The organism is Amantichitinum ursilacus, assembly GCF_001294205.1.
Taxonomy (GTDB): Bacteria; Pseudomonadota; Gammaproteobacteria; order Burkholderiales; family Chitinibacteraceae; genus Amantichitinum; species Amantichitinum ursilacus.
Map to the genome: position 1 here is coordinate 180,876 of NZ_LAQT01000010.1, position 20,096 is coordinate 200,971.

General features: G+C 59.1%; 20 protein-coding genes. 17 read left to right on the top strand and 3 right to left on the bottom strand.

Features of this window, described 5'->3' with window-relative positions; all coding sequences use genetic code 11:
• Positions 1-15 precede the first annotated feature (15 nt).
• Together WG78_RS13880 and WG78_RS13885 are read right to left on the bottom strand one after the other, a co-directional pair.
• Entirely contained in the window at positions 16-1,044 is a 1,029-nt protein-coding gene (locus WG78_RS13880; protein ID WP_053938428.1) for an aldose epimerase family protein, read from the bottom strand.
• A 131-nt stretch (positions 1,045-1,175) separates the two neighbouring features.
• Positions 1,176-2,360, bottom strand: coding sequence for a XylR family transcriptional regulator (locus WG78_RS13885; RefSeq protein ID WP_053938429.1), 1,185 nt, complete (start codon positions 2,358-2,360; stop codon positions 1,176-1,178).
• Between the two features lie 209 nt (positions 2,361-2,569).
• On the opposite strand from WG78_RS13885, the gene xylA reads away from it, so the two are divergent.
• From xylA to WG78_RS13910, 5 genes are all read left to right on the top strand, one after another.
• Positions 2,570-3,889, top strand: a complete 1,320-nt coding sequence (gene xylA / locus WG78_RS13890) for a xylose isomerase (protein ID WP_053938430.1) — start codon at positions 2,570-2,572, stop codon at positions 3,887-3,889.
• A 225-nt stretch (positions 3,890-4,114) separates the two neighbouring features.
• Entirely contained in the window at positions 4,115-5,608 is a 1,494-nt protein-coding gene (xylB, locus tag WG78_RS13895) for a xylulokinase (RefSeq protein ID WP_053938431.1), read from the top strand.
• Positions 5,609-5,693: 85 nt separating this feature from the next.
• Entirely contained in the window at positions 5,694-6,704 is a 1,011-nt protein-coding gene (gene xylF, locus WG78_RS13900) for a D-xylose ABC transporter substrate-binding protein (RefSeq protein WP_053938432.1), read from the top strand.
• A 76-nt stretch (positions 6,705-6,780) separates the two neighbouring features.
• The gene (xylG, locus tag WG78_RS13905; RefSeq protein ID WP_053938433.1) at positions 6,781-8,337 is read left to right on the top strand and encodes a D-xylose ABC transporter ATP-binding protein; all 1,557 of its coding nucleotides are present in this window, start codon (positions 6,781-6,783) and stop codon (positions 8,335-8,337) included.
• Entirely contained in the window at positions 8,334-9,533 is a 1,200-nt protein-coding gene (locus WG78_RS13910; RefSeq protein ID WP_083459113.1) for a sugar ABC transporter permease, read from the top strand. The genes xylG and WG78_RS13910 overlap by 4 nt, the downstream gene beginning before the upstream one ends.
• A 70-nt stretch (positions 9,534-9,603) precedes the next feature.
• Here the strand turns inward: WG78_RS13910 and WG78_RS13915 are convergent, their stop codons facing one another.
• Positions 9,604-10,377: an exodeoxyribonuclease III gene (locus tag WG78_RS13915; RefSeq protein ID WP_053938581.1), complete on the bottom strand. Its 774-nt coding sequence runs from the start codon at positions 10,375-10,377 to the stop codon at positions 9,604-9,606.
• 211 nt (positions 10,378-10,588) lie between these two features.
• Here WG78_RS13915 and pyrE point away from each other — a divergent pair, with 211 nt between their 5' ends.
• From pyrE to WG78_RS13975, 12 genes are all read left to right on the top strand, one after another.
• Positions 10,589-11,236 carry an orotate phosphoribosyltransferase gene (pyrE, locus tag WG78_RS13920; RefSeq protein ID WP_053938434.1) on the top strand — a complete coding sequence of 216 codons (648 nt, stop codon included), beginning with the start codon at positions 10,589-10,591 and terminating at the stop codon, positions 11,234-11,236.
• Positions 11,237-11,287: 51 nt separating this feature from the next.
• Entirely contained in the window at positions 11,288-11,881 is a 594-nt protein-coding gene (locus tag WG78_RS13925) for a DUF4124 domain-containing protein (protein WP_053938435.1), read from the top strand.
• 145 nt (positions 11,882-12,026) lie between these two features.
• Positions 12,027-12,815 carry a polyphosphate--glucose phosphotransferase gene (ppgK, locus tag WG78_RS13930; RefSeq protein ID WP_053938436.1) on the top strand — a complete coding sequence of 263 codons (789 nt, stop codon included), beginning with the start codon at positions 12,027-12,029 and terminating at the stop codon, positions 12,813-12,815.
• Between the two features lie 158 nt (positions 12,816-12,973).
• A complete protein-coding gene (gene mnmG, locus WG78_RS13935; protein WP_053938437.1) occupies positions 12,974-14,887 on the top strand; it encodes a tRNA uridine-5-carboxymethylaminomethyl(34) synthesis enzyme MnmG in 1,914 nt (637 codons plus the stop codon).
• An 87-nt stretch (positions 14,888-14,974) separates the two neighbouring features.
• On the top strand, positions 14,975-15,610 hold the full coding sequence (gene rsmG, locus WG78_RS13940; RefSeq protein WP_053938438.1) for a 16S rRNA (guanine(527)-N(7))-methyltransferase RsmG: 636 nt from the start codon (positions 14,975-14,977) through the stop codon (positions 15,608-15,610).
• Complete coding sequence (locus tag WG78_RS13945) at positions 15,607-16,395, top strand: ParA family protein (RefSeq protein ID WP_053938439.1); 789 nt, start codon at positions 15,607-15,609, stop codon at positions 16,393-16,395. Before rsmG ends, WG78_RS13945 begins: the two co-directional genes overlap by 4 nt.
• A gap of 26 nt (positions 16,396-16,421) precedes the next feature.
• Complete coding sequence (locus WG78_RS13950; protein WP_053938440.1) at positions 16,422-17,267, top strand: ParB/RepB/Spo0J family partition protein; 846 nt, start codon at positions 16,422-16,424, stop codon at positions 17,265-17,267.
• 196 nt (positions 17,268-17,463) lie between these two features.
• Positions 17,464-17,835: an ATP synthase subunit I gene (locus WG78_RS13955; RefSeq protein ID WP_053938441.1), complete on the top strand. Its 372-nt coding sequence runs from the start codon at positions 17,464-17,466 to the stop codon at positions 17,833-17,835.
• 2 nt (positions 17,836-17,837) lie between these two features.
• Positions 17,838-18,656: a F0F1 ATP synthase subunit A gene (atpB, locus tag WG78_RS13960; RefSeq protein ID WP_053938442.1), complete on the top strand. Its 819-nt coding sequence runs from the start codon at positions 17,838-17,840 to the stop codon at positions 18,654-18,656.
• Between the two features lie 104 nt (positions 18,657-18,760).
• Positions 18,761-19,036, top strand: coding sequence for a F0F1 ATP synthase subunit C (atpE, locus tag WG78_RS13965; RefSeq protein ID WP_053938443.1), 276 nt, complete (start codon positions 18,761-18,763; stop codon positions 19,034-19,036).
• Positions 19,037-19,075: 39 nt separating this feature from the next.
• Positions 19,076-19,546: a F0F1 ATP synthase subunit B gene (locus WG78_RS13970; RefSeq protein WP_053938444.1), complete on the top strand. Its 471-nt coding sequence runs from the start codon at positions 19,076-19,078 to the stop codon at positions 19,544-19,546.
• A gap of 7 nt (positions 19,547-19,553) precedes the next feature.
• Positions 19,554-20,087 carry a F0F1 ATP synthase subunit delta gene (locus WG78_RS13975; RefSeq protein WP_053938445.1) on the top strand — a complete coding sequence of 178 codons (534 nt, stop codon included), beginning with the start codon at positions 19,554-19,556 and terminating at the stop codon, positions 20,085-20,087.
• Positions 20,088-20,096: the final 9 nt, after the last annotated feature.

The window sequence follows — 20,096 nt, forward strand, 5'->3', positions numbered from 1 at the left end:
AGCCGGTCTCGCGGTTTAACGGCGCACGGTCATCTGGTAGGTGGTGGTTTGCCGATAGATTTTGCCGGGCCGCAGAATCACGCTTTCGGCTTCTTCGCTGTTGATCTGGTTGGGAAAGCACTCGGCTTCCAGGCACACGCCATCCTGGTTATGCCAGGCGCGTCTGCCCACCACGCCTTCCAGATAATTGCCGGTGTACAGCTGCAGCCCGCGTTCGGTGGTGGCCACTTTCAGCTCGCGGCCACTGGCCGGGTCATACACGCTGGCGGCTTCGCGCAGTGATCCCGCCTGGCCTTGCACCACATAGCAATGGTCAAAGCCTTTGGCCAGCGTCAGCTGTTCCTCCGGCCATGCCAGCCGCGCGCCCATTGGTGCGGGCGTGCGGAAGTCAAACGCGCTGCCTGCCACCGGCACATGCGCGACCGGTATCGATTGCTCATCAATGGCCAGAAACTCATCGGCGTTCAGACGCAGAATATGGTCGCGGATATCGGCTTCGCCGCCGGACAGATTGAAATACGCGTGGTTGGTTAGATTGATAGGCGTCGGCGCATCGGTGGCGGCGGCATAGGCGATGGTCAGCACGCCCTCATCATCCAGCCGGTAATCGACCTCAATGCGCAAATTGCCGGGAAAGCCTCCCGCGCCGTCCGGCGACAGCAGGCTAAGCCGCAGCGAATCAGGCGAGACATGCGCCGTCCACGCCTGATTGTGGAAACCGGCAAAACCGCCGTGCAGATGGTTATTACCCTCGTTGGCGTCCAGTTCAAATTCCTGACCATCGATATTGCAACGCGCGCCTTTGATGCGATTGGCCCAACGCCCGGCAATGCTGCCAAAAAAGCCAGTACCCTGGAGATAACCGGCCGCATCGGCGTGCCCTAACAACACATCGGCCATGCGCCCGCTGCGGTCAGGGGCAAACCACGACACCAGCGACGCGCCGATATCAGTAATAACAACGCGCATATCGTGCGAATTGCGCAGGGTAAACAACGTGGCGCCGTTGTCCCAAGGGGTGGACTGGATAGGCAGCATGGGCATAGAAAAAGATGAACTCCGCAGACGTGGCAGCCCGGGCAGGCCGCCAGACGCAAGCATTGCAGAACCGATGCAGCGCAGCAATTGCAGAATTGCGCGAGGTGGTTTGCGTTATTAGTCAGAGGCCGTATTTATTACTGATTATCGACGGTCGCCGCGCCTTGCTCACGCTCCGCGTATTCGCGCGGCGTGCAGCCCAGTTCGCGTTTGAACACCGCATGCATGTATTGCAGCGAGGTAAAGCCGCAGCGGATAGCGATATCACTGGTAGGGGCATCGCCGGTCACCAGCATTTCGCGGGCTTTTTCGAGTTTGAAATTGAGTATCTCCTGGTGCACGGTATAGCCCAGTTCGCGGCGGAAATAGCTTTCCAGCGAGGAGCGCGACACGCCCACGTAATCGGCCACCTGTTCGGTCTTGATCCCTTGGCAGGCGTACTGGCGGATGTAGTGGCGCGCCCGCATTACATAAGGGCTGGACAAGGGCTGATGCTGACTCGACGCCAATACATTGATGCCCACTGGCGGCACCAGAATCCGCGTCGCCCCCACGCGCGCGCCATGCAGCATCTGATGCAACAAGTGGGCGGCGGTGCGACCCATTTCTTCCGTCCCCTGGATCACCGAGCTGAGCGGAATGCGATTCAACGTGCGCGTGAGCGGGTCATTGTCGATGCCGATAATCGCCACTTCTTCGGGCACCGCGATGCCTGCGGCCAGGCACGCCTGCAGGACATGACGCGCCCGCGCATCGGTGACAGCGATAATGCCTACCGGTTTGGGCAGGCTGCGCAGCCATGCGCCCAGTTGTTCGCTGGCGCTGTTCCAGGCCAGCGGTGACGTCGCCAACCCGCGATTGATCATGCCGCTGGGGCCCACCAGCCGCGTAAACGCCAGCTCGCGCTGCTGCGCCCAGCGATTGGTCTCGGACACCGGCAAGCTGTACATGGCAAAGCGTGTCAGCCCCACATCGATCAGGTGGTCGTACGCCAGTTTCACCAGCTTGAGATTATCGGTAGCCACATACGGAATGCCGTCCGGATAGCCGTGCTCGTCCTGATACGAACTGCCCACCGCCACCACCGGCAACGGGCTTTTCGCCAGCGTTTCGGCCACGGCGGGGTCGTCAAAGTCGGCGATAATGCCATCGCCATCCCAATGTTCGATGCCATTGAGCCGGGCGCGGAAGTCTTCTTCCAGAAACAGATCCCACGCCACGCGCGTCGAGCCCAGGTAATCACCGATACCGGAGATCACTTCACGGTCGTAAATCTTGTTGGCGTTAAACAACAAGGCAATCCGGTGCGGCGAGCGGGACATGACAACCCTTCCTGAAGACAAGCACGGCGATACGCGCGTTACAAAAACGACGCTCAAAAATCTGAGGCTGATTCTAGGCCGGGCATGGCGACGACGAAACCACGTTGCCAATAAACGCTAGCCAGGCTGGCTGAATTCGTAATTGTTTAGCGGCGACTACACCGCCTAGCATTCGGGCCGTCAATGACCTGTTTATGTGGAGCCCGACCATGGCCGATGTATTTGCCAATATCAGCAAGGTCCGTTTTGAAGGACCGGAAACCAACAACCTGTACGCGTTCCGCCATTACGACCCGCAAGCCGTCGTGCTGGGCAAAACCATGGCCGAGCATCTGCGCATGGCCGCGTGCTACTGGCATACCTTTGTCTGGCCGGGTTCCGACGTATTTGGCCCTGGCGTCTTCCAGCGCCCGTGGTACCGCGACGGTGACGCCATCAACGTGGCGCGCGGCAAGGCTGACGCGGCGTTCGAGTTCTTCTCCAAACTGTCGATCCCGTTCTATACCTTCCACGACGCCGATGTGGTCAGCGAAGGCAATTCGATCCGTGATTACGTCGAAAACTTTGCGCACATGGTCGATTACCTCGAACAAAAGCAAAGCGAAACCGGCGTCAAACTGCTGTGGGGCACGGCCAACGCCTTCAGCCATCCGCGCTATGCGGCGGGCGCTTCCACCAACCCCAACCCCGACGTGTTTGCCTGGGCCGCTACGCAAGTGGTCAACGCCATGGGCGCCACGCATCGTTTGGGTGGCGCCAACTACGTACTGTGGGGCGGGCGTGAAGGCTACGAAACATTGCTCAACACCGACATGAAGCGTGAACGCGCCCAGATGGGCCGCTTTATGCAGATGGTGGTGGAGCACAAGCACAAGATCGGCTTTAAAGGCACCATCCTGATCGAGCCCAAGCCGCAAGAACCCACCAAGCATCAATACGATTACGACACCGCCACCGTGCAGGGCTTTTTGCAGGCGTTTGGTCTGGAAAATGAAATCAAGGTCAATATCGAAGCCAACCACGCCACGCTGGCAGGCCATTCGTTTCAGCATGAAATCGCTACCGCATTTGCGCTGGGCGTATTTGGTTCGATTGACGCCAACCGCGGTGATCCGCAAAACGGCTGGGATACCGACCAGTTCCCGAACAGCGTTGAAGAAATGACGCTGGCCATGTACGAAATCCTGAAGGGCGGCGGCTTTACCACCGGCGGGTTCAACTTTGACTCCAAAGTGCGCCGGCAAAGCAGCGACCTTGAAGACCTGTTCCTGGGCCATATCGGCGCCATGGACGTGCTGGCGCTCAGCCTGAAGCGTGCGGCCGCCATGGTGGAAAACGATGTGCTGGCGCAGAACAAAGCGCAGCGTTACGCCGGTTGGGATGGCGAGTTTGGCCGCGCCGTACTGGCCGGGCAGAAATCGCTGGACGAGGTGGCGCAATACGCGCTGCAACACAACCTGGCGCCGCAGCACGTGAGCGGCCGTCAGGAGCATCTTGAAAACGTGGTGAACCGCTTCGTCCACGGCTGATCAGGTTAGCTGAAATCAACGTAGTCACAGCCCGACCGGTGCGCTTGCGCGCACCGCTTGGGCTATTGGTTTTTCAGGCTTTTTTGCGATTTTTGTGCGTTGCTGGCGCGCATCGTTTCCGCCAAAAAACATAGCTGTGTTCGGCAGATTTTGTAATTGCTGCCGAAGCACTACAAGACCAACCTGTGCGGCATTCCAACGCGCCGTCGGGCACAGGGCAAAGCAATGTTTATCGGAATCGACCTCGGCACCTCCAGCACCAAAGCCATCCTGCTGGATCGTCATGGACAAGCACTGACCAGCGCCAGTGCGCCGCTGCAAGTCAGCCGACCGCACCCGCTGTGGTCCGAGCAAGCGCCCGCTGACTGGTGGTCCGCCTGCAACGCCGCCATCAGCACGCTGGTGCAACAAGCAGCCGCGCTGGGCATCCCGGCTTCCGATATCGAAGCGATTGGCCTGACCGGCCAGATGCATGGCGCCACCTTGCTGGACGGCGACGGCCAGGTATTGCGGCCGGCCATTCTGTGGAACGACGGCCGCGCGTTTGCCGAATGCGCCGAGCTGGAAAGCCTGGTGCCGCAATCGCGCCAGATCACCGGCAACCTGATGATGCCGGGCTTTACTGCACCCAAGCTCAAGTGGGTGGCACGGCACGAACCCGATATTTTCGCCCGCGTCGCTATCGTCTTATTGCCCAAGGATTATTTGCGTTACCAACTGACGGGTGATTTTGCGACTGATCTGTCTGATGCCGCTGGTACGTTGTGGCTGGACGTGGCGCGCCGGGACTGGAGCGATGAAATCCTCGCCGCCACCGGCCTGACCCGTGCGCATATGCCCAAGCTGTACGAAGGCAACCAGATCACGGGCCATCTAAAACCCGAACTGGCGGCGCAATGGGGCTTACGCAGCGTGCCGGTGATTGCGGGCGCCAGTGACAACGCCGCCGGTGCAATCGGCGTCGGCATTGTTACGCCGGGCCAGGCCATGTTGTCGCTGGGCACCTCGGGTGTGTATTTCGCCGCCAGCGATGGCTATCACGCCAACCCGGAAGGCGCGGTGCATAGCTTCTGCCACGCGCTGCCGCATACCTGGCATTTGATGTCGGTGATGTTGTCTGCCGCAGCCTGCCTTGATTTCACCGCAGGCCTGACCGGCTTTGCCGATGTTGCCGCCTTGCTGGAAGCGGCCGAACGCCGCAGCATTGATGACCAGACCCCGCTGTTTCTGCCCTATCTCTCCGGCGAGCGCACGCCGCATAACAACCCGGAGGCCCAAGGCGTGTTCTTTGGCCTGACGGGTTCCACCCGCGCTGCAGATCTGGCCAATGCCACGCTCGAAGGCGTGGGCCTGGGGTTGGCTGATGGCGTGGACGCACTCGAATCCACCGGCGTAGTGCCCACCGAGGTGACCGTCATTGGCGGTGGTTCGCGCAGTGCCTACTGGGTGCAGATGCTGTCCGACGTGCTCAACCGCCCGCTGGTTTGCCGTGAAGGCGGTGAAGTGGGCCCGGCGTTGGGCGCAGCACGGCTGGCGCATCTGGCGCTCGACCCCGGCACCGCCATTGCCAGCATTTGCCCGGTGCCGCCGGTGCGCGCGCGCTATGCCCCCAATCCGCAACGCGCCGCCTGGTTTGCCGCGCAACGCCGACCGAAATTCCAGCAGTTGTATGCCCGCGTGGAATCGTTGTTTCACCAGAACCACCCGCAAGCGGCTTAGACCGTACCCGCTACAGAAGACGTCCCTGTGTTGTTCCGTGCCGACTGGCACATAAAACCAGATAAGTAGTTTGAGGAGCCATCCCATGAAAACGACCCTGATCTCTGCCCTTCTTACCGGCGCGCTGCTGACGTTTGCCGCCCCGGCCGCATTTGCCAGCAAAGACAAACCCGTCATCGGTTTCTGCATTGATGATTTGCGCCTTGAACGTTGGGCGCGCGATCGCGACTACTTTGTCGCCGCGTCCGACAAGTTGGGCGCCAAGGTCTTTGTGCAATCGGCCGACGCCAACGAGCAACGCCAGATTTCGCAAATCGAAAACCTGATTTCGCGCAACGTCGACGCCATCGTCATCGTGCCGTTTAACGGCAACGTGCTGGCCAACGCGATTCGTGAAGCCAAAAAAGCCGGCATCAAGGTCATTTCTTATGACCGCCTGATCGCCAACGCCGACGTGGATGCCTACATCACATTCGATAACACCAAAGTGGGTGAGATGCAGGCCGAGGGCGTGCTGAAGGCGCGTAACAAGGGCAACTTCTATTTGCTGGGTGGCTCGCCCACCGATGGCAACGCCCGCATGCTGCGCGATGGCCAGATGAAAGTGCTGAAGCCCTATATCGATAAGGGCGACATCAAGATTGTGGGCCAGCAATGGGTGGCGGAATGGAGCCCGGCCAAGGCAATGTCGATTGTGGAAGATGCGCTGACCGCCAACCAGAACAAGATCGACGCCATTGTTGCCTCCAACGATGGCACCGCAGGCGGCGCCATCCAGGCACTGGCTGCGCAAAAGCTGGCGGGCAAAGTGCCGGTGTCAGGCCAGGATGCCGACCTTGCCGCGGTCAAGCGCGTGATTGCCGGTACGCAAACCATGACCGTGTACAAGCCGCTGAAGCTGCTAGCTAGCGAGGCTGCGCAACTGGCCGTAGATCTGGTGCAAGGCAAGAAGGTGACCTATGACACCCAGTACGACAACGGCCTGAAAAAAGTGGACGCCAAGCTGCTCAAGCCCACCATGCTGACCAAAGACAATGCGCAAGACGTGCTGGTGAAGGACAACTTCTACACCGCCGCACAACTGGCCGCCCAGTAATCACGCAGTCCGCCGGGCCATGTTCCACGTGGAGCAGGCCCGGTGATTTTCCTCTTCTGTACCGGGGACACGACTGATGTCTGATTTCCTGCTTGAAATGCGCAATATCCGCAAATCGTTTTCCGGCGTAAAAGCGCTGGACGGTATCGATCTGCATATCCGCGCTGGCGAATGTGTCGGCTTGTGCGGAGAAAACGGCGCGGGTAAATCCACGCTGATGAAAGTGCTGTCGGCGGTTTATCCGCATGGCACGTGGGAAGGCGAAATCCGCTGGCAAGGCCAGCCGCTGCAGGCCCAGTCGATCAAGGAAACCGAAGCCGCCGGCATCGTCATCATCCATCAGGAATTGATGCTGGTGCCTGAGCTATCGGTGACCGAAAACATTTTCCTGGGCAACGAAATCACCTTGCCAGGCGGTCGTCTTAACTACTCCGCCATGCACCAGCAAGCCCAAAAGATGATGGCCGAGCTGAATATGCCCGACATCAATGTGGCGTTGCCGGTGCATCACTATGGCGGCGGCCAGCAACAGCTGGTCGAGATCGCCAAGGCGCTGAACAAAAACGCCAGACTGCTGATCCTGGATGAGCCGTCATCTTCGCTCACCACCTCCGAAATCCGCGTATTGCTCGACATCATCAAGGGGCTCAAGGCCAAAGGCGTGGCCTGTGTCTATATCTCGCACAAGCTTGATGAAGTGGCCGAAATCTGCGACACGATTACGGTGATCCGCGACGGGGTACATGTGGCGACGCAGCCGATGGCGTCGCTGGATGTTGAGCGCATCATCGCGATGATGGTCGGGCGCGAGATCGGCGATCTGTACCCGCGTGAGCCGCATGACATCGGCGAAGTGGTGCTGGAGGCTAGCCATATCACTTGCTTTGATCCGACCAATCCGGCGCGGCGCAAGGTCAAGGATGTGTCGTTCAACCTGCGGCGCGGCGAGATCCTCGGCATCGCCGGGCTGGTGGGCGCGGGCCGCACCGAGCTGGTGTCCACACTGTTCGGCGCCTACCCCGGCAAATACAGCTGCAGCGTCAAACTGCGCGGCAAACCGGTGGATGTGTCCAGCCCGATCAAGGCCATCCGGCACGGGATCTGCATGGTGCCGGAAGACCGCAAACATCACGGCATCGTGCCGCAGTTTGGTGTGGGCTGGAACATGACGCTGCCGGTGCTCGATCGCTACAGCCACGCAGGCCGTATCGACAAAGGTGAAGAGCTGCAAAGCGTGATGGCCGAAATTGGGCGGCTCAAGATCAAGACGTCCAGCCCGCATCTGCCCATTACCGGTTTGTCGGGCGGCAATCAGCAGAAGGTGGTGCTGGCCAAAATGCTGCATCCCAAGCCAGACATCCTGATCCTTGATGAACCCACGCGTGGCGTGGACGTTGGCGCCAAATTCGAAATCTACAAACTGATGTTCGAACTGGCCAAAAGCGGCATCTCTATCATCATGGTTTCGAGTGAATTGCCCGAAGTGCTGGGCGTGAGTGATCGCGTGCTGGTAATGGGCGAAGGTGAGCTGCGTGGCGAGTTCAACAATCAGGGACTGACTCAGGAGCAGGTGTTGGCCGCCGCCCTGACCCCCTTGGCCAGTGTGGCCGCAGAACATGGAGTAACCGTATGACTATCGCTGTTGAAACCCCCGTCGCGGGCCAATCCAGCCCGCCGCGCGGTGGCGGCCTGCCTGGCGTTAAACAATTGTTCAGTCAGTACAAGGTGCTGGCGCTGGTGATTGCGATTGCGGTGATCTGGGCCTTCTTTGCCTGGAAGACCGAAGGCGGCTATCTAACGCCGCGCAATTTATCGAACCTGCTGCGGCAGATGTCGGTGACCGGCATGCTGGCGTGCGGCATGGTGTTCGTCATTATCGCGGGCGAGATTGATTTGTCGGTCGGCTCCTTGCTGGGATTGCTCGGCGGTGTGGCGGCAGTGCTGGATGTGACCTACCACATGCCGCTGGCGCTGAACCTGGCCATCGTCTCGGGACTGGGTTTGCTGATTGGTTTGTTCAACGGCTACTGGGCGGCTTGGCTGCGCGTGCCCTCGTTTATTGTCGGCCTGGCGGGCATGTTGGCCTTTCGCGGCGTGCTGCTGGGTGTCACCGGCGGCATGACCATCGCACCGGTATCCGACCAACTGGTCTACCTGGGCCAAGGCTATCTACCCACCTTGATCGGTGATCTGTTGGGCGTGGTGCTGTTTGTGATTGCGGGCGTGCTGGCCTGGCGTACCCGCATCGCCAACGCACGTTACGGCCTGCCGGTGGTGCCGCTGTGGCGCGATGTGGCACGCGTGGTGTTGGCGGGCGTGGTCATCTTCGGCTTTGTGCGCACGCTCAATGCCTATGACGGCATTCCGATTCCGGTACTGATGTTGATGGTGTTGCTGGGGGTGTTTACCTATATCGCCACGCAGACGGTGTTTGGCCGCCGCATCTATGCCGTCGGCAGCAATATGGAAGCCACGCGTTTGTCCGGCGTGAATGTGCGCGGCGTCAAACTGGCCATCTTCGGCATCATGGGCTTGATGTGCGCGCTGGCCGGGGTGGTCAATACGGCGCGGCTGGCGGCGGGTTCGCCCTCGGCAGGTTCGATGGGCGAACTGGATGCGATTGCCGCGTGTTTTATCGGCGGCACCTCCATGCGTGGTGGCGTTGGCACGGTGCATGGCGCGTTGATTGGCGCGCTGGTGATGGCCAGCCTGGACAATGGCATGTCGATGCTGGATGTTGATTCGTTCTGGCAGATGATCGTCAAGGGCTCGATCTTGTTGCTGGCGGTGTGGATTGATGTGATGTCACGCGGCACTTCGCGGGCTTGATGGCCGAATGCAAAGTGCCCAGCGGGGCTGGGCACTTGGTTGCGCGCGCTAAAGGGAAATGACGCCGCGCTTAAAAGGCGTAGTCGTAATCCACGGTCAGCGGCGCGTGGTCCGAGAACTTCACATCTTTATAGATATGCGCGCTTTGCAGCTTGTCGGTCAGGTTCGGCGTAACGATGTGATAGTCGATGCGCCAACCCACATCCTTCGCATACGCCTGGCCACGGTTGGACCACCACGTGTAACCGGGCGCATCCGGGTACAGCTTGCGCCACGCATCCACCCAACCCAGTTCGTCAAAGACGCGGCCTATCCATTCGCGTTCTTGCGGCAGAAAACCTGAGTTTTTCAGGTTGCCCTTCCAGTTTTTAAGATCCAGTTCGCGATGTGCGATATTCCAGTCACCCAGCAAGACGATGTCGCGCCCGCATTGCGCCAGATGCGCCAGGTGGGTCCAGAAGCGTTCCATAAACGCAAACTTCACTTGCTGGCGCTCGTCCCCGCTGGAGCCCGACGGCAGATAGATCGACACCACCGACAGATTGCCAAAATCGGCCTGAATGTAACGGCCTTCAGCATCGATATCAGGAATGCCGAGGCCGATCACCACATTGTCCGGCTGCTTGCGGCAGTACAAACCGACGCCGCTGTAGCCCTTTTTCTCGGCAAAGTGGAAGTACCCGTGCATGCCATGTGGATTGCGCATCAGCTCGGTCAGGTCGGCGTCTTGCGCCTTTAATTCCTGCAGACCGATCACGTCGGCTTGATGCTGGGCCAGCCAGTCAAAAAAGCCTTTATTGGCGGCGGAACGAATGCCATTGAGGTTGGCGGAAACGATGCGCAAGGTCGTACCCTTTTTGATCAATTTGAGATGGTGGACATGCCCCGGCCCAAACGGCGCGGCATAATATGCTGTTTTTTGTCACCGGGGTTACCGAAAATGGGCAGTACGACGTCATAACGTATCTGGCCGGTAACACTCGATTTTGTGCGGCGGTGTGCAGTGACGCGCCTGCATGACCGCGCCTTCAGCAGCTTTCAAGGAGTATTCATCCATGTCCGATTTCCGCCGCGAATTCATTGAATTTGCAGTGGCACAGAATGTGCTGTGCTTTGGCGAGTTTATCACCAAAGCCGGCCGTACCTCGCCGTACTTCTTTAATGCCGGGCTGTTTAACGACGGCGCTTCAGTCGGTGCACTGGCGCAATTTTATGCGCAGGCCGTGCAGGCTTCCGGTGTGAAATTCGATGTTCTGTTTGGCCCGGCGTACAAGGGGATTGTGCTGGCTGCCGCCACGTCTGTGGCGCTGGCTCAAGCCGGGCTGAACACCCCGTTTGCCTATAACCGCAAAGAGGCCAAAGACCATGGCGAAGGCGGCGTGTTGGTGGGGGCGCCGCTGAAAGGCCGCGTGCTGATTATCGATGACGTGATTTCGGCCGGCACCTCGGTGCGCGAATCGGTGGCCATGATCCGCAGCCACGGCGCAGAACCGGCCGGGGTATTGATTGCGCTGGACCGCATGGAGCGCGGCCAGGGTGATTTGTCGGCGGTGCAGGAAGTGCAGCAGCAGTTTGGCATTCCTGTCATCGCCATTGCCTCACTGGATGATCTGGTGGGCTATCTTGAAAATACCAGCGGTATGACCGGCAATCGCGAGAAAGTCGCAGCCTACCGCGCACAATATGGCATTCGTTCCGCATAAAAGCTGAGCACGCTTTTTTCGGCCGGATGTCGCAACAGGGCTGGGAAAAGTATGAAGCTTTATGGATGGTTGGCGCTGCTGGCTTTAACGCTGGCAGCGCAATCCGCGCATGCCACACTGTACCGCTGGGTTGATGAAAACGGCCGCACGCAGTACAGCGACAAGCCGCCGGTCAGCGCCGCGCCCAAGGGGGTGAGCACGCTCGATAGCCAGGGCATGGTGCGCAAATCACCGCCCCAGCCCGAAACGCCAGAGGAAGCCGCGCGGCGCGTCAAGGCGCAGCAAGATCAGCTCGACCAGCAACGGCGCGACCGTGCGCTGTTGCAATCCTTCTCCAATACCAAAGAAATTGATCTGCTGCGCGATCGCCAGATCGATGCCGTCAATGGCGCCATCCAGACTAACCAGTCCCGTCGGCAAGGCGCCCAGGCCAAGATCGACAAACTGAACAAGCAGATCGGTTCGTTTAACCACGCCAAAAAGACGCCGCCGGACGACATGACCGCCGAACTGGCCGCCGCGCAAAAAGAACTGGCCGACATTGACGTCGATGACCAGAAAAAAATGAACGATATCGCCGCCATTCGCCAACGCGCCGAAGCGGATAAAAAGCGCTTTCTGGAATTACAAAGCGCCGCGCATTAAGGCGTGTGACCTGTTGTACCGTGGTGGGTCAGGTCATTACCGGGCTTGACTTTGCCAGCCCGCCAGTTAAATTCCCGAAAGCTTTTTGCGCAGCATGGCGCGGTTTATGCCAGCGGCGTTTCCTGATCAGTACAACGGAGTAATCATGGCGAATGTGGCAGGGCAGCCCAAAGTAGTGTTGGGTATCGATATCGGCGGCACGGGCATTAAAGGTGCTCCGGTCAATGTGGAAACCGGGGAACTGCTGGCGGAGCGCGAGCGCATCGACACGCCGAAGCCGGCCACGCCTGAAGCGGTGGCCAAGGTTGTCAAGCAACTGGTCGAGCATTTCAAGTGGACTGGCCCGATTGGTGTCACCTTTCCGGCCATCGTGCGCAATGGCGTCACGCTGTCGGCGGCCAACGTCGACAAATCCTGGATCAATGCCCCCGCCGAGCAGATCATCGCCGACGTGGTGGGCCAGCCGATCAAGCTGCTTAACGACGCGGATGCGGCCGGTCTGGCCGAGCAAGTGTTTGGCGCAGCCAAAGGCCGTATGGGCAAAGTGCTGGTGATTACGCTGGGCACCGGCATCGGCAGCGCGCTGATCGTCGACGGCAAGCTGATTACCAACACCGAATTCGGTCACCTGATTTTCCCGAAAGACGGCATTGCCGAGCATTACTGTTCGGGCAAGGTCAAAGATGACCTTGATCTGAAGTGGAAAGACTTCAACCCGCGCCTGAACGGCTATCTGCAACATCTGGATCTGCTGCTGTCGCCCGACTTTGTGATTATCGGTGGCGGTATCAGCAAGAAAGCCGAGAAGTTTGTGCCCGAAATGAAAGGCATCCGCTTTGAAGTGGCTGGCGCCACGCTGCAAAACGACGCCGGCATTGTGGGCGCCGCGCTGGAAGCTGCCTACACCTACGGCGTGCTGACTCCGGCTAGCTGATTGATGTAACACGTAAAAAAGGCGCTGCGTGCGCCTTTTTTATTGCCCGACGGTCTGATCGTCCGGCCCAGGCGTCAGCGCCGTTACGTAGCGCAAGTCCCTGTTTTGCCGTAGAATCTTGCCCCTTGTCCAGATTCATGGCAGCAGGAATCACGCTCATGCTTTATCCCATTCGTTATGACGTTATCGTGGTTGGCGGCGGTCACGCCGGCACCGAGGCCGCGCTCGCCGCTGCGCGCATGGGCCAGCGCACCCTGCTGCTCACTCACAATATCGAAACGCTGGGCCAGATGAGCTGTAACCCCTCGATCGGCGGCATCGGCAAAGGCCATCTGGTGCGCGAGGTGGATGCGCTGGGTGGCGCGATGGCGCTGGCCACCGATCTGGGCGGCATTCAGTTTCGTACGCTCAATTCGTCCAAAGGCCCGGCCGTGCGCGCCACTCGCGCCCAGGCGGACCGTATCCGCTACAAAGCCGCCATCCGCGACATGTTGGAAAACCAGCCCAACCTGGATTTGTTCCAGCAGGCTGTGGATGATTTGACGCTCGACGGTGACAAGGTGACCGGCGTGGTCACGCAAATCGGCATCCGCTTTGAAGGCGCGGCGGTGGTGCTGACGGCGGGTACGTTTCTGGGCGGCAAAATCCACGTCGGCCTGGAAAACCATACCGGCGGCCGCGCGGGTGATCCGGCGTCCGTCACGCTGTCGCAACGCTTGCGCGAACTGAATCTGCCGGTGGGCCGCCTTAAAACCGGCACGCCGCCGCGCATTGATGGCCGCACCATTGATTTCTCGGTGCTGGAAGAGCAGCCGGGCGATACGCCCGAGCCGGTGTTCTCGGTGCGTGGCAACCGCGCCATGCATCCGCGCCAACTGCCGTGCTGGATTGCACACACCAATCAGCAAACGCACGACATCATCCGCAGCGGCTTTGATCGCAGCCCGATGTTTACCGGCAAGATTGAAGGCGTGGGCCCGCGTTATTGCCCGTCGATTGAAGACAAGATCAATCGCTTTGCCGACAAAGACAGCCACCAGATTTTTCTGGAGCCGGAAGGTCTGGATACGCACGAGATTTACCCCAACGGCATTTCGACCAGCCTGCCTTTCGATATCCAGATTGCCGCGGTGCAATCGATGAAGGGCCTGGAAAACGCGCGCATTCTGCGCCCCGGCTATGCCATCGAATATGACTATTTTGATCCGCGCGCGCTAAAGGCCAGCTTTGAATCGAAAGCCATTGCCGGCCTGTTTTTTGCGGGCCAGATCAATGGCACCACCGGTTACGAAGAAGCTGCCGCGCAAGGCCTGTTTGCCGGGCTGAACGCGGCGTTGTTTGCGCGCGAACAAGACGCGTGGACGCCCGCGCGGGACCAGGCTTATCTGGGCGTGCTGGTCGACGATCTGACCACCAGCGGCGTGACCGAGCCGTACCGCATGTTTACCAGCCGCGCCGAATTCCGCCTGCAATTGCGCGAAGACAACGCCGATCTGCGTCTGACCGAAACCGGCCGCAAGCTGGGTCTGGTGGGGGATGCGCAGTGGGAGATGTTCTGCCGTAAACGCGACGCCGTGGCCGCCGAAATGCAGCGCCTGCAATCTACGTGGGTGAATCCGCGTGTAGTGGATGCCGCCGATGCCGAACGTGTGCTGGGCAAAGCCATCGAGCGCGAATACACGCTGGCCGATTTGCTGCGTCGCCCCGAAGTCACCTACGCCAGTTTATTGACGATGACCGCCGCGCAACCCAAGGAAGGCGAAGCGTCGGTCGATGATCCGCTGGTGGCGGAGCAAGTCGAAATCCAGACCAAATACCAGGGCTATATCGACCGTCAGCAAAACGAAGTATCGCGCCGCGATAATCTGGACAATCTGCGTCTGCCCGCGGCGTTTGATTACGCCAGCGTGGTGGGGCTATCGAAAGAAGTGCAACAGAAACTCAACACGCATCGCCCCGAAACGGTCGGCCAGGCGAGTCGCATTTCCGGCATTACCCCCGCCGCGATTGCCTTGTTGCTGGTGCATTTAAAGAAACGCCAATTACTGGAAACGGCAGGCAAGGCGGCCTGATCCCACACTGTTGATACGCTGTGGACAAGTTGTGGAGCAATTGCCGCGCGCCTGCTGAACTACCCGAAAATATAAAAGAATCCGACCATGAACCAAGTACTGAATGACGGCCTGGCCACGCTGGGCTTAAGCCTGGACGAGCAGCAACAACAGCGCTTGCTGGCCTATGTGGGCTTGCTGGAAAAATGGAACAAAACCTACAGCCTGACGGCGATCCGCGAACCGGCGCGCATGGTGCCGCATCACTTGCTGGATTCGCTGGCCCCGCTGGCGCACCTGGATGCCCCGGCTGGCACGCGCTTGCTGGATGTGGGCTCCGGCTTTGGCACGCCCGGGATTCCGATGGCGATTGCACGTCCGGATTGGCAATGGGTATTGCTGGATTCCAATCACAAGAAAACCACGTTTCTGCGCCAGGCCATTCTGGAACTGCAATTGCCCAATGTGACTGTGGTCAGCGAACGGGTGGAAAGCTATCGTCCCGAAGCGCCGTTTAATGTGATTACGTCGCGCGCATTTGCCGAGCTGGGCGAATTTATCAAGCTGACGCGCCATTTGCTGGCCGATGGCGGCTACTGGGCCGCGCTCAAAGGCGTGTATCCTTATGAAGAAATTGCGCAGCTGCCCAAAGACGTGGCGGCCACCGACGTAATTACGCTCAAGGTGCCCGGCGTTGATGCCGAGCGCTGTCTGGTCATGATCAAGGAACAAGGTTCGCTATGACGCGAGTACTCGCGATTGCCAATCAGAAAGGCGGTGTGGGCAAAACCACGACGGCGGTCAACCTGGCCGCCAGCCTGGTGCATCTGGGCAAGCGCGTCATGCTGATTGATCTGGACCCGCAGGCCAACGCCACCATGGGTGCAGGCATCGACAAAAGCAAGGTCAAGGCCACGGTTTACAGCTTGCTGATCGGCGAATCTTCGGTACACGAAGTGATGGTGGCCTCCGAAACCGGCGGCTTTGATCTGCTGCCGGCCACGCGCGATCTGGCGGGCGCCGAAGTGGAGCTGGTGGAAGCCCAAGCGCGCGAATCGCGGCTGAAGCAAGCGTTGGCGCCCGTGGTGAGCAACTATGATTTTGTCATCATCGATTGCCCGCCCGCGCTGAACCTGCTGACGCTGAATGGCCTCGTTGCCGCCGACGCGGTGCTGATCCCGATGCAGTGCGAATACTATGCGCTGGAAGGTTTGTCCGACCTGGTCAGCACGCTGCGGCGCATCCGCCAGAGCCTGAACCGCCGCATCGAGATTGAAGGCTTGTTGCGCACGATGTTTGATCCGCGTTCGACGCTGGCGCAGCAAGTGTCGGATCAGCTGGTGAAGCATTTCACCTCCAAGCTGTACCACACCGTCATCCCGCGTAATGTGCGTCTGGCCGAAGCGCCCAGCTATGGGCGGCCGATTCTGGCGTACGACAAAACCTCGAAAGGCGCACAGGCCTATCTGCAACTGGCCGAAGAACTGCTGGCACGGCACAACACGCACGAAGTGGCGCATACGGTCTAAGCGTCGCGACGTAAACGGAACCCGGAATGAACAAGAAATTCAAAGGCCTCGGCCGTGGTCTGGATGCGCTGATGGGCGATGCGTCCACCACCGAATCGCTGCAGCAATTGCCGGTTACGGCATTACAACCCGGCAAGTATCAGCCGCGTAGTCATATCGATGAAGCCGCATTACAAGAACTGGCCGAGTCGATCCGCGCGCAGGGTTTGATGCAGCCGGTGCTGGTGCGTCTGCTGCCGGGGTCGCTGGAAGACCGTTACGAGATCATCGCGGGTGAACGGCGCTGGCGCGCCAGCCAACTGGCCGGGCTGACCGAGATTCCGGCGCTGGTGCGCGAAGTGGAAGACGAAGCCGTCGCCGCCATGGCGCTGATCGAAAACATCCAGCGCGAAGACCTGAACGCGCTGGAAGAAGCCGTGGGCATGAGCCGGCTGATCGAAGAATTTGGCATGACGCACGAAGCAGTTGCGGCTGCGGTGGGTAAATCGCGCGCCAGCGTCAGCAATCTGCTGCGCTTGCTCAACCTGGCCGAGCCGGTGCGAGATCTGTTATCCACAGGCCAGATCGATATGGGCCATGCGCGCGCATTGTTGGGTTTGCCCACGCTCAAGCAACTGGATGCCGCTCGCATCGTCGTGATCAAGGGACTGTCCGTGCGCGAAACCGAAGCGCTAGTCAATCGTCTGCTGCAAGACGCTCCCGAAAAAACCGAAAAGAAAATGGATGCGGATATTTCGCGTCTGCAAGAAGAAGTATCCAGCCGTATCGGCGCGCCGGTGGCCATCCGTCACGGTAAGCGAGGCAATGGCAAAGTGACCATTGATTACGCGAGTCTGGAAGATCTTGATCGATTACTAGCGCTGCTTCGTTGATTGCGGCAAACTGTCGCCGCGTTACGCTAAAGATTGCACCGCATCGGTGCATTGTCAGGCGGGATTTGTAGCCAGGACGCCGTCAGTTACAGATCCACCACAGATCGCGCAGAAAACCCTGTAACTTCAATGCGTAAAATTGACGCGCAGCAGCGTCAATCCGTATAATCTCCGGATATTTGCCTGGCGTAGCAAAATGGTGAGTAAAGCACAGATCCGGGGCATCGTCCGGCTGCAAGCCGCACTGGGCCTCGTTGCTTCGGTGCTGATTTTTTTGTTATGGGGCCAATGGGCTGCAATTGCAAGTGTCATAGGCGCTGCGATTTCGTTAGCCGGCTCTCTCATATACACCAAAGCTGCTTACCAGCTGCCTTACGGCCCCCCTGCATTGCTGATGAAGCTGCATTACATGGGCGAGGCGCTCAAGCTGGTGTTTACGCTGGTGTGTTTTGGCGTTGTATTCAGATTTTACCGGCAGGTTGTCTGGCCCGCGGTTTTTGCAGGATATCTCGCGGCGGCCTCGGCCTTCTGGTTCGGGCTTCTGATCAAATTTAAAGACAAGAAATAACCATGGCTGAACAACAGACCTCAACCGAATATATCCTCCACCACCTGACGCACAACCGCTTGCACAGCGAAGGCGCCATGGCCAACTTCCACCTGGATACCTTCTGGGTGGGCTTGATCCTTGGTTTCATCTTCGTCGGCATCTTCGGTCTGGTGGCGCGCAAAGCCACCGATGGCGTGCCCGGCAAGTTGCAGAACTTTGTCGAGCTGATCGTCGAGATGGTCGATACGCACATCAAAGATACTTTCCACGGCAAGAGCAAAGTGATCGGCCCGCTGGCGCTGACCATTTTCTGCTGGGTGTTCCTGATGAACGCCATGGACTTCTTCCCGGTTGACCTTTTCCCGATGATTGCGCAGTGGGTGGGTGTCACCTTCTTCGGCGCTGATCCGCATCACGTTTATCTGCGTGTAGTGCCGACCGCCGACGTGAACCAGACGTTTGCCATGTCGCTGTCGGTGTTGGTGTATATCATCGGCTTCTCGATCAAGGCCAAGGGCCTGGGCGGCTGGATCAAAGAGCTGTTTACCGCGCCGTTCCATGCCGAAGGCACCGTGGGCAAGGTTGCGCTGCTGATCCCTAACTTCTTGTTCCAGCTGATTGAATTGATCGCCAAGCCGATTTCGCTGGCGCTGCGGTTGTTCGGCAACATGTATGCGGGCGAGCTGCTGTTTATCCTGATCGCACTGCTGCCGTGGTGGATCAACTGGGTGCTGGGCACGCCGTGGGCCATCTTCCACGTGCTGGTTGTTACGCTGCAGGCCTATGTATTCATGGTACTGACCATCGTGTATCTGTCGATGGCGGTGGAAGACCACTAAGCCCACACTCGGGCTTGTCAAAGAATCGCGCAGGAGGGCGCAAGCCGTCCTGCCGGTGTTTACCCCTTTTTTCTGTCAACTATCCTTTTTGGAGATATTACAAAATGGCTGCACCCGAAGTTATTGCTAGCGTACAAAGCGCAACTGCAATCGCCGCCGCTCTGATGATCGGTCTGGCTGCACTCGGTACCGCTATCGGCTTTGCGATTCTCGGCGGCAAGTTCCTCGAGTCTTCCGCTCGCCAACCGGAAATGATCCCGGTTCTGCAAACCAAGCTGTTCATTATTGCCGGTCTGCTGGATGCCATCTCCATGATCGGCGTTGGTGTTGCTCTGCTGTACACCTTCTCGAACCCGTTCCTCTCCGCGCTCGCAGGCTAATCAGAGTCAAGTCACCGCGAACAACTGGAGGGCTACAACGTGGAATTCAATACTTCCCTCATCGGCCAGGTAATTACTTTTGCCTTGCTGGTGTGGTTCACGATGAAAGTCGTGTGGCCTCCGCTGACCGGGATGATGGAAAAGCGCGCACAGCGCATCGCTGAAGGTCTTTCAGCGGCGGACCGTGCCAGACAAGATCTGGCCAACGCCGAGAAAGCCTCTGCCGATAAGCTGCGCGAAGCCAAGGCTAGCGCTGCCGAGCTGGTTGCTCAGGCAGAAAAACGCGCTAACCAGATCATCGACGAGGCGAAAGAAAAGGCCAAGGTCGAAGGCGAACGCATCACTGCGGGCGCTCAGGCCGAAATCACGCAGCAACTCGAGCAAGCCCGTGGCGTGTTGCGTCAACAGGTTGCCAGTCTGGCGCTTGCTGGTGCGACCAAAATCCTGCAGCGCGAAATCGATGCAGGCAAGCACGCCGAGCTGCTGGAATCGATCAAAGCGGAACTGTAAGACAGTCATGGCAGAACTCAATACCGTCGCAAGGCCGTACGCCGAGGCCATTTTCCGTCTTGCCAAAGAACAAGGCTCGCTGGCGCAGTGGTCTGAATCGCTGGCGCGACTTGATCAGGTGGCTCAGGACCAGAAGGTCCAGGACATCGTGGCTGACCCCCAACTATCCGCTGCTCAGGTCAAGCAGATCCTGCTGCAACTGGTTGACGCGAACGACGAGGCTACGGCCAATTTCATCACCCTGGTGCTGGAAAACCGCCGCTTTGCCGTAGTGCCCGCCATCCGCGAGCAGTTTGAATCGCTGAAGGCTGCTGAAGAAGGTCGTGTGGGTGTAACGCTGGAATCCGCGTTTGCACTGACCGATCCGCAAGCCAATGAGCTGCTGCAGGCTGTGGCACGGCACTTTCACCAGAACGTGACCGCCAAAGTGGTGGTTAACCCCGATCTGATCGGCGGCGTGAAGGTGACGGTAGGAGATCTCGTGATCGACGCATCCATTGCCGGCAAGCTCTCTGAACTGGCGACGAGCCTGAAGAGTTAGGAGATTTTT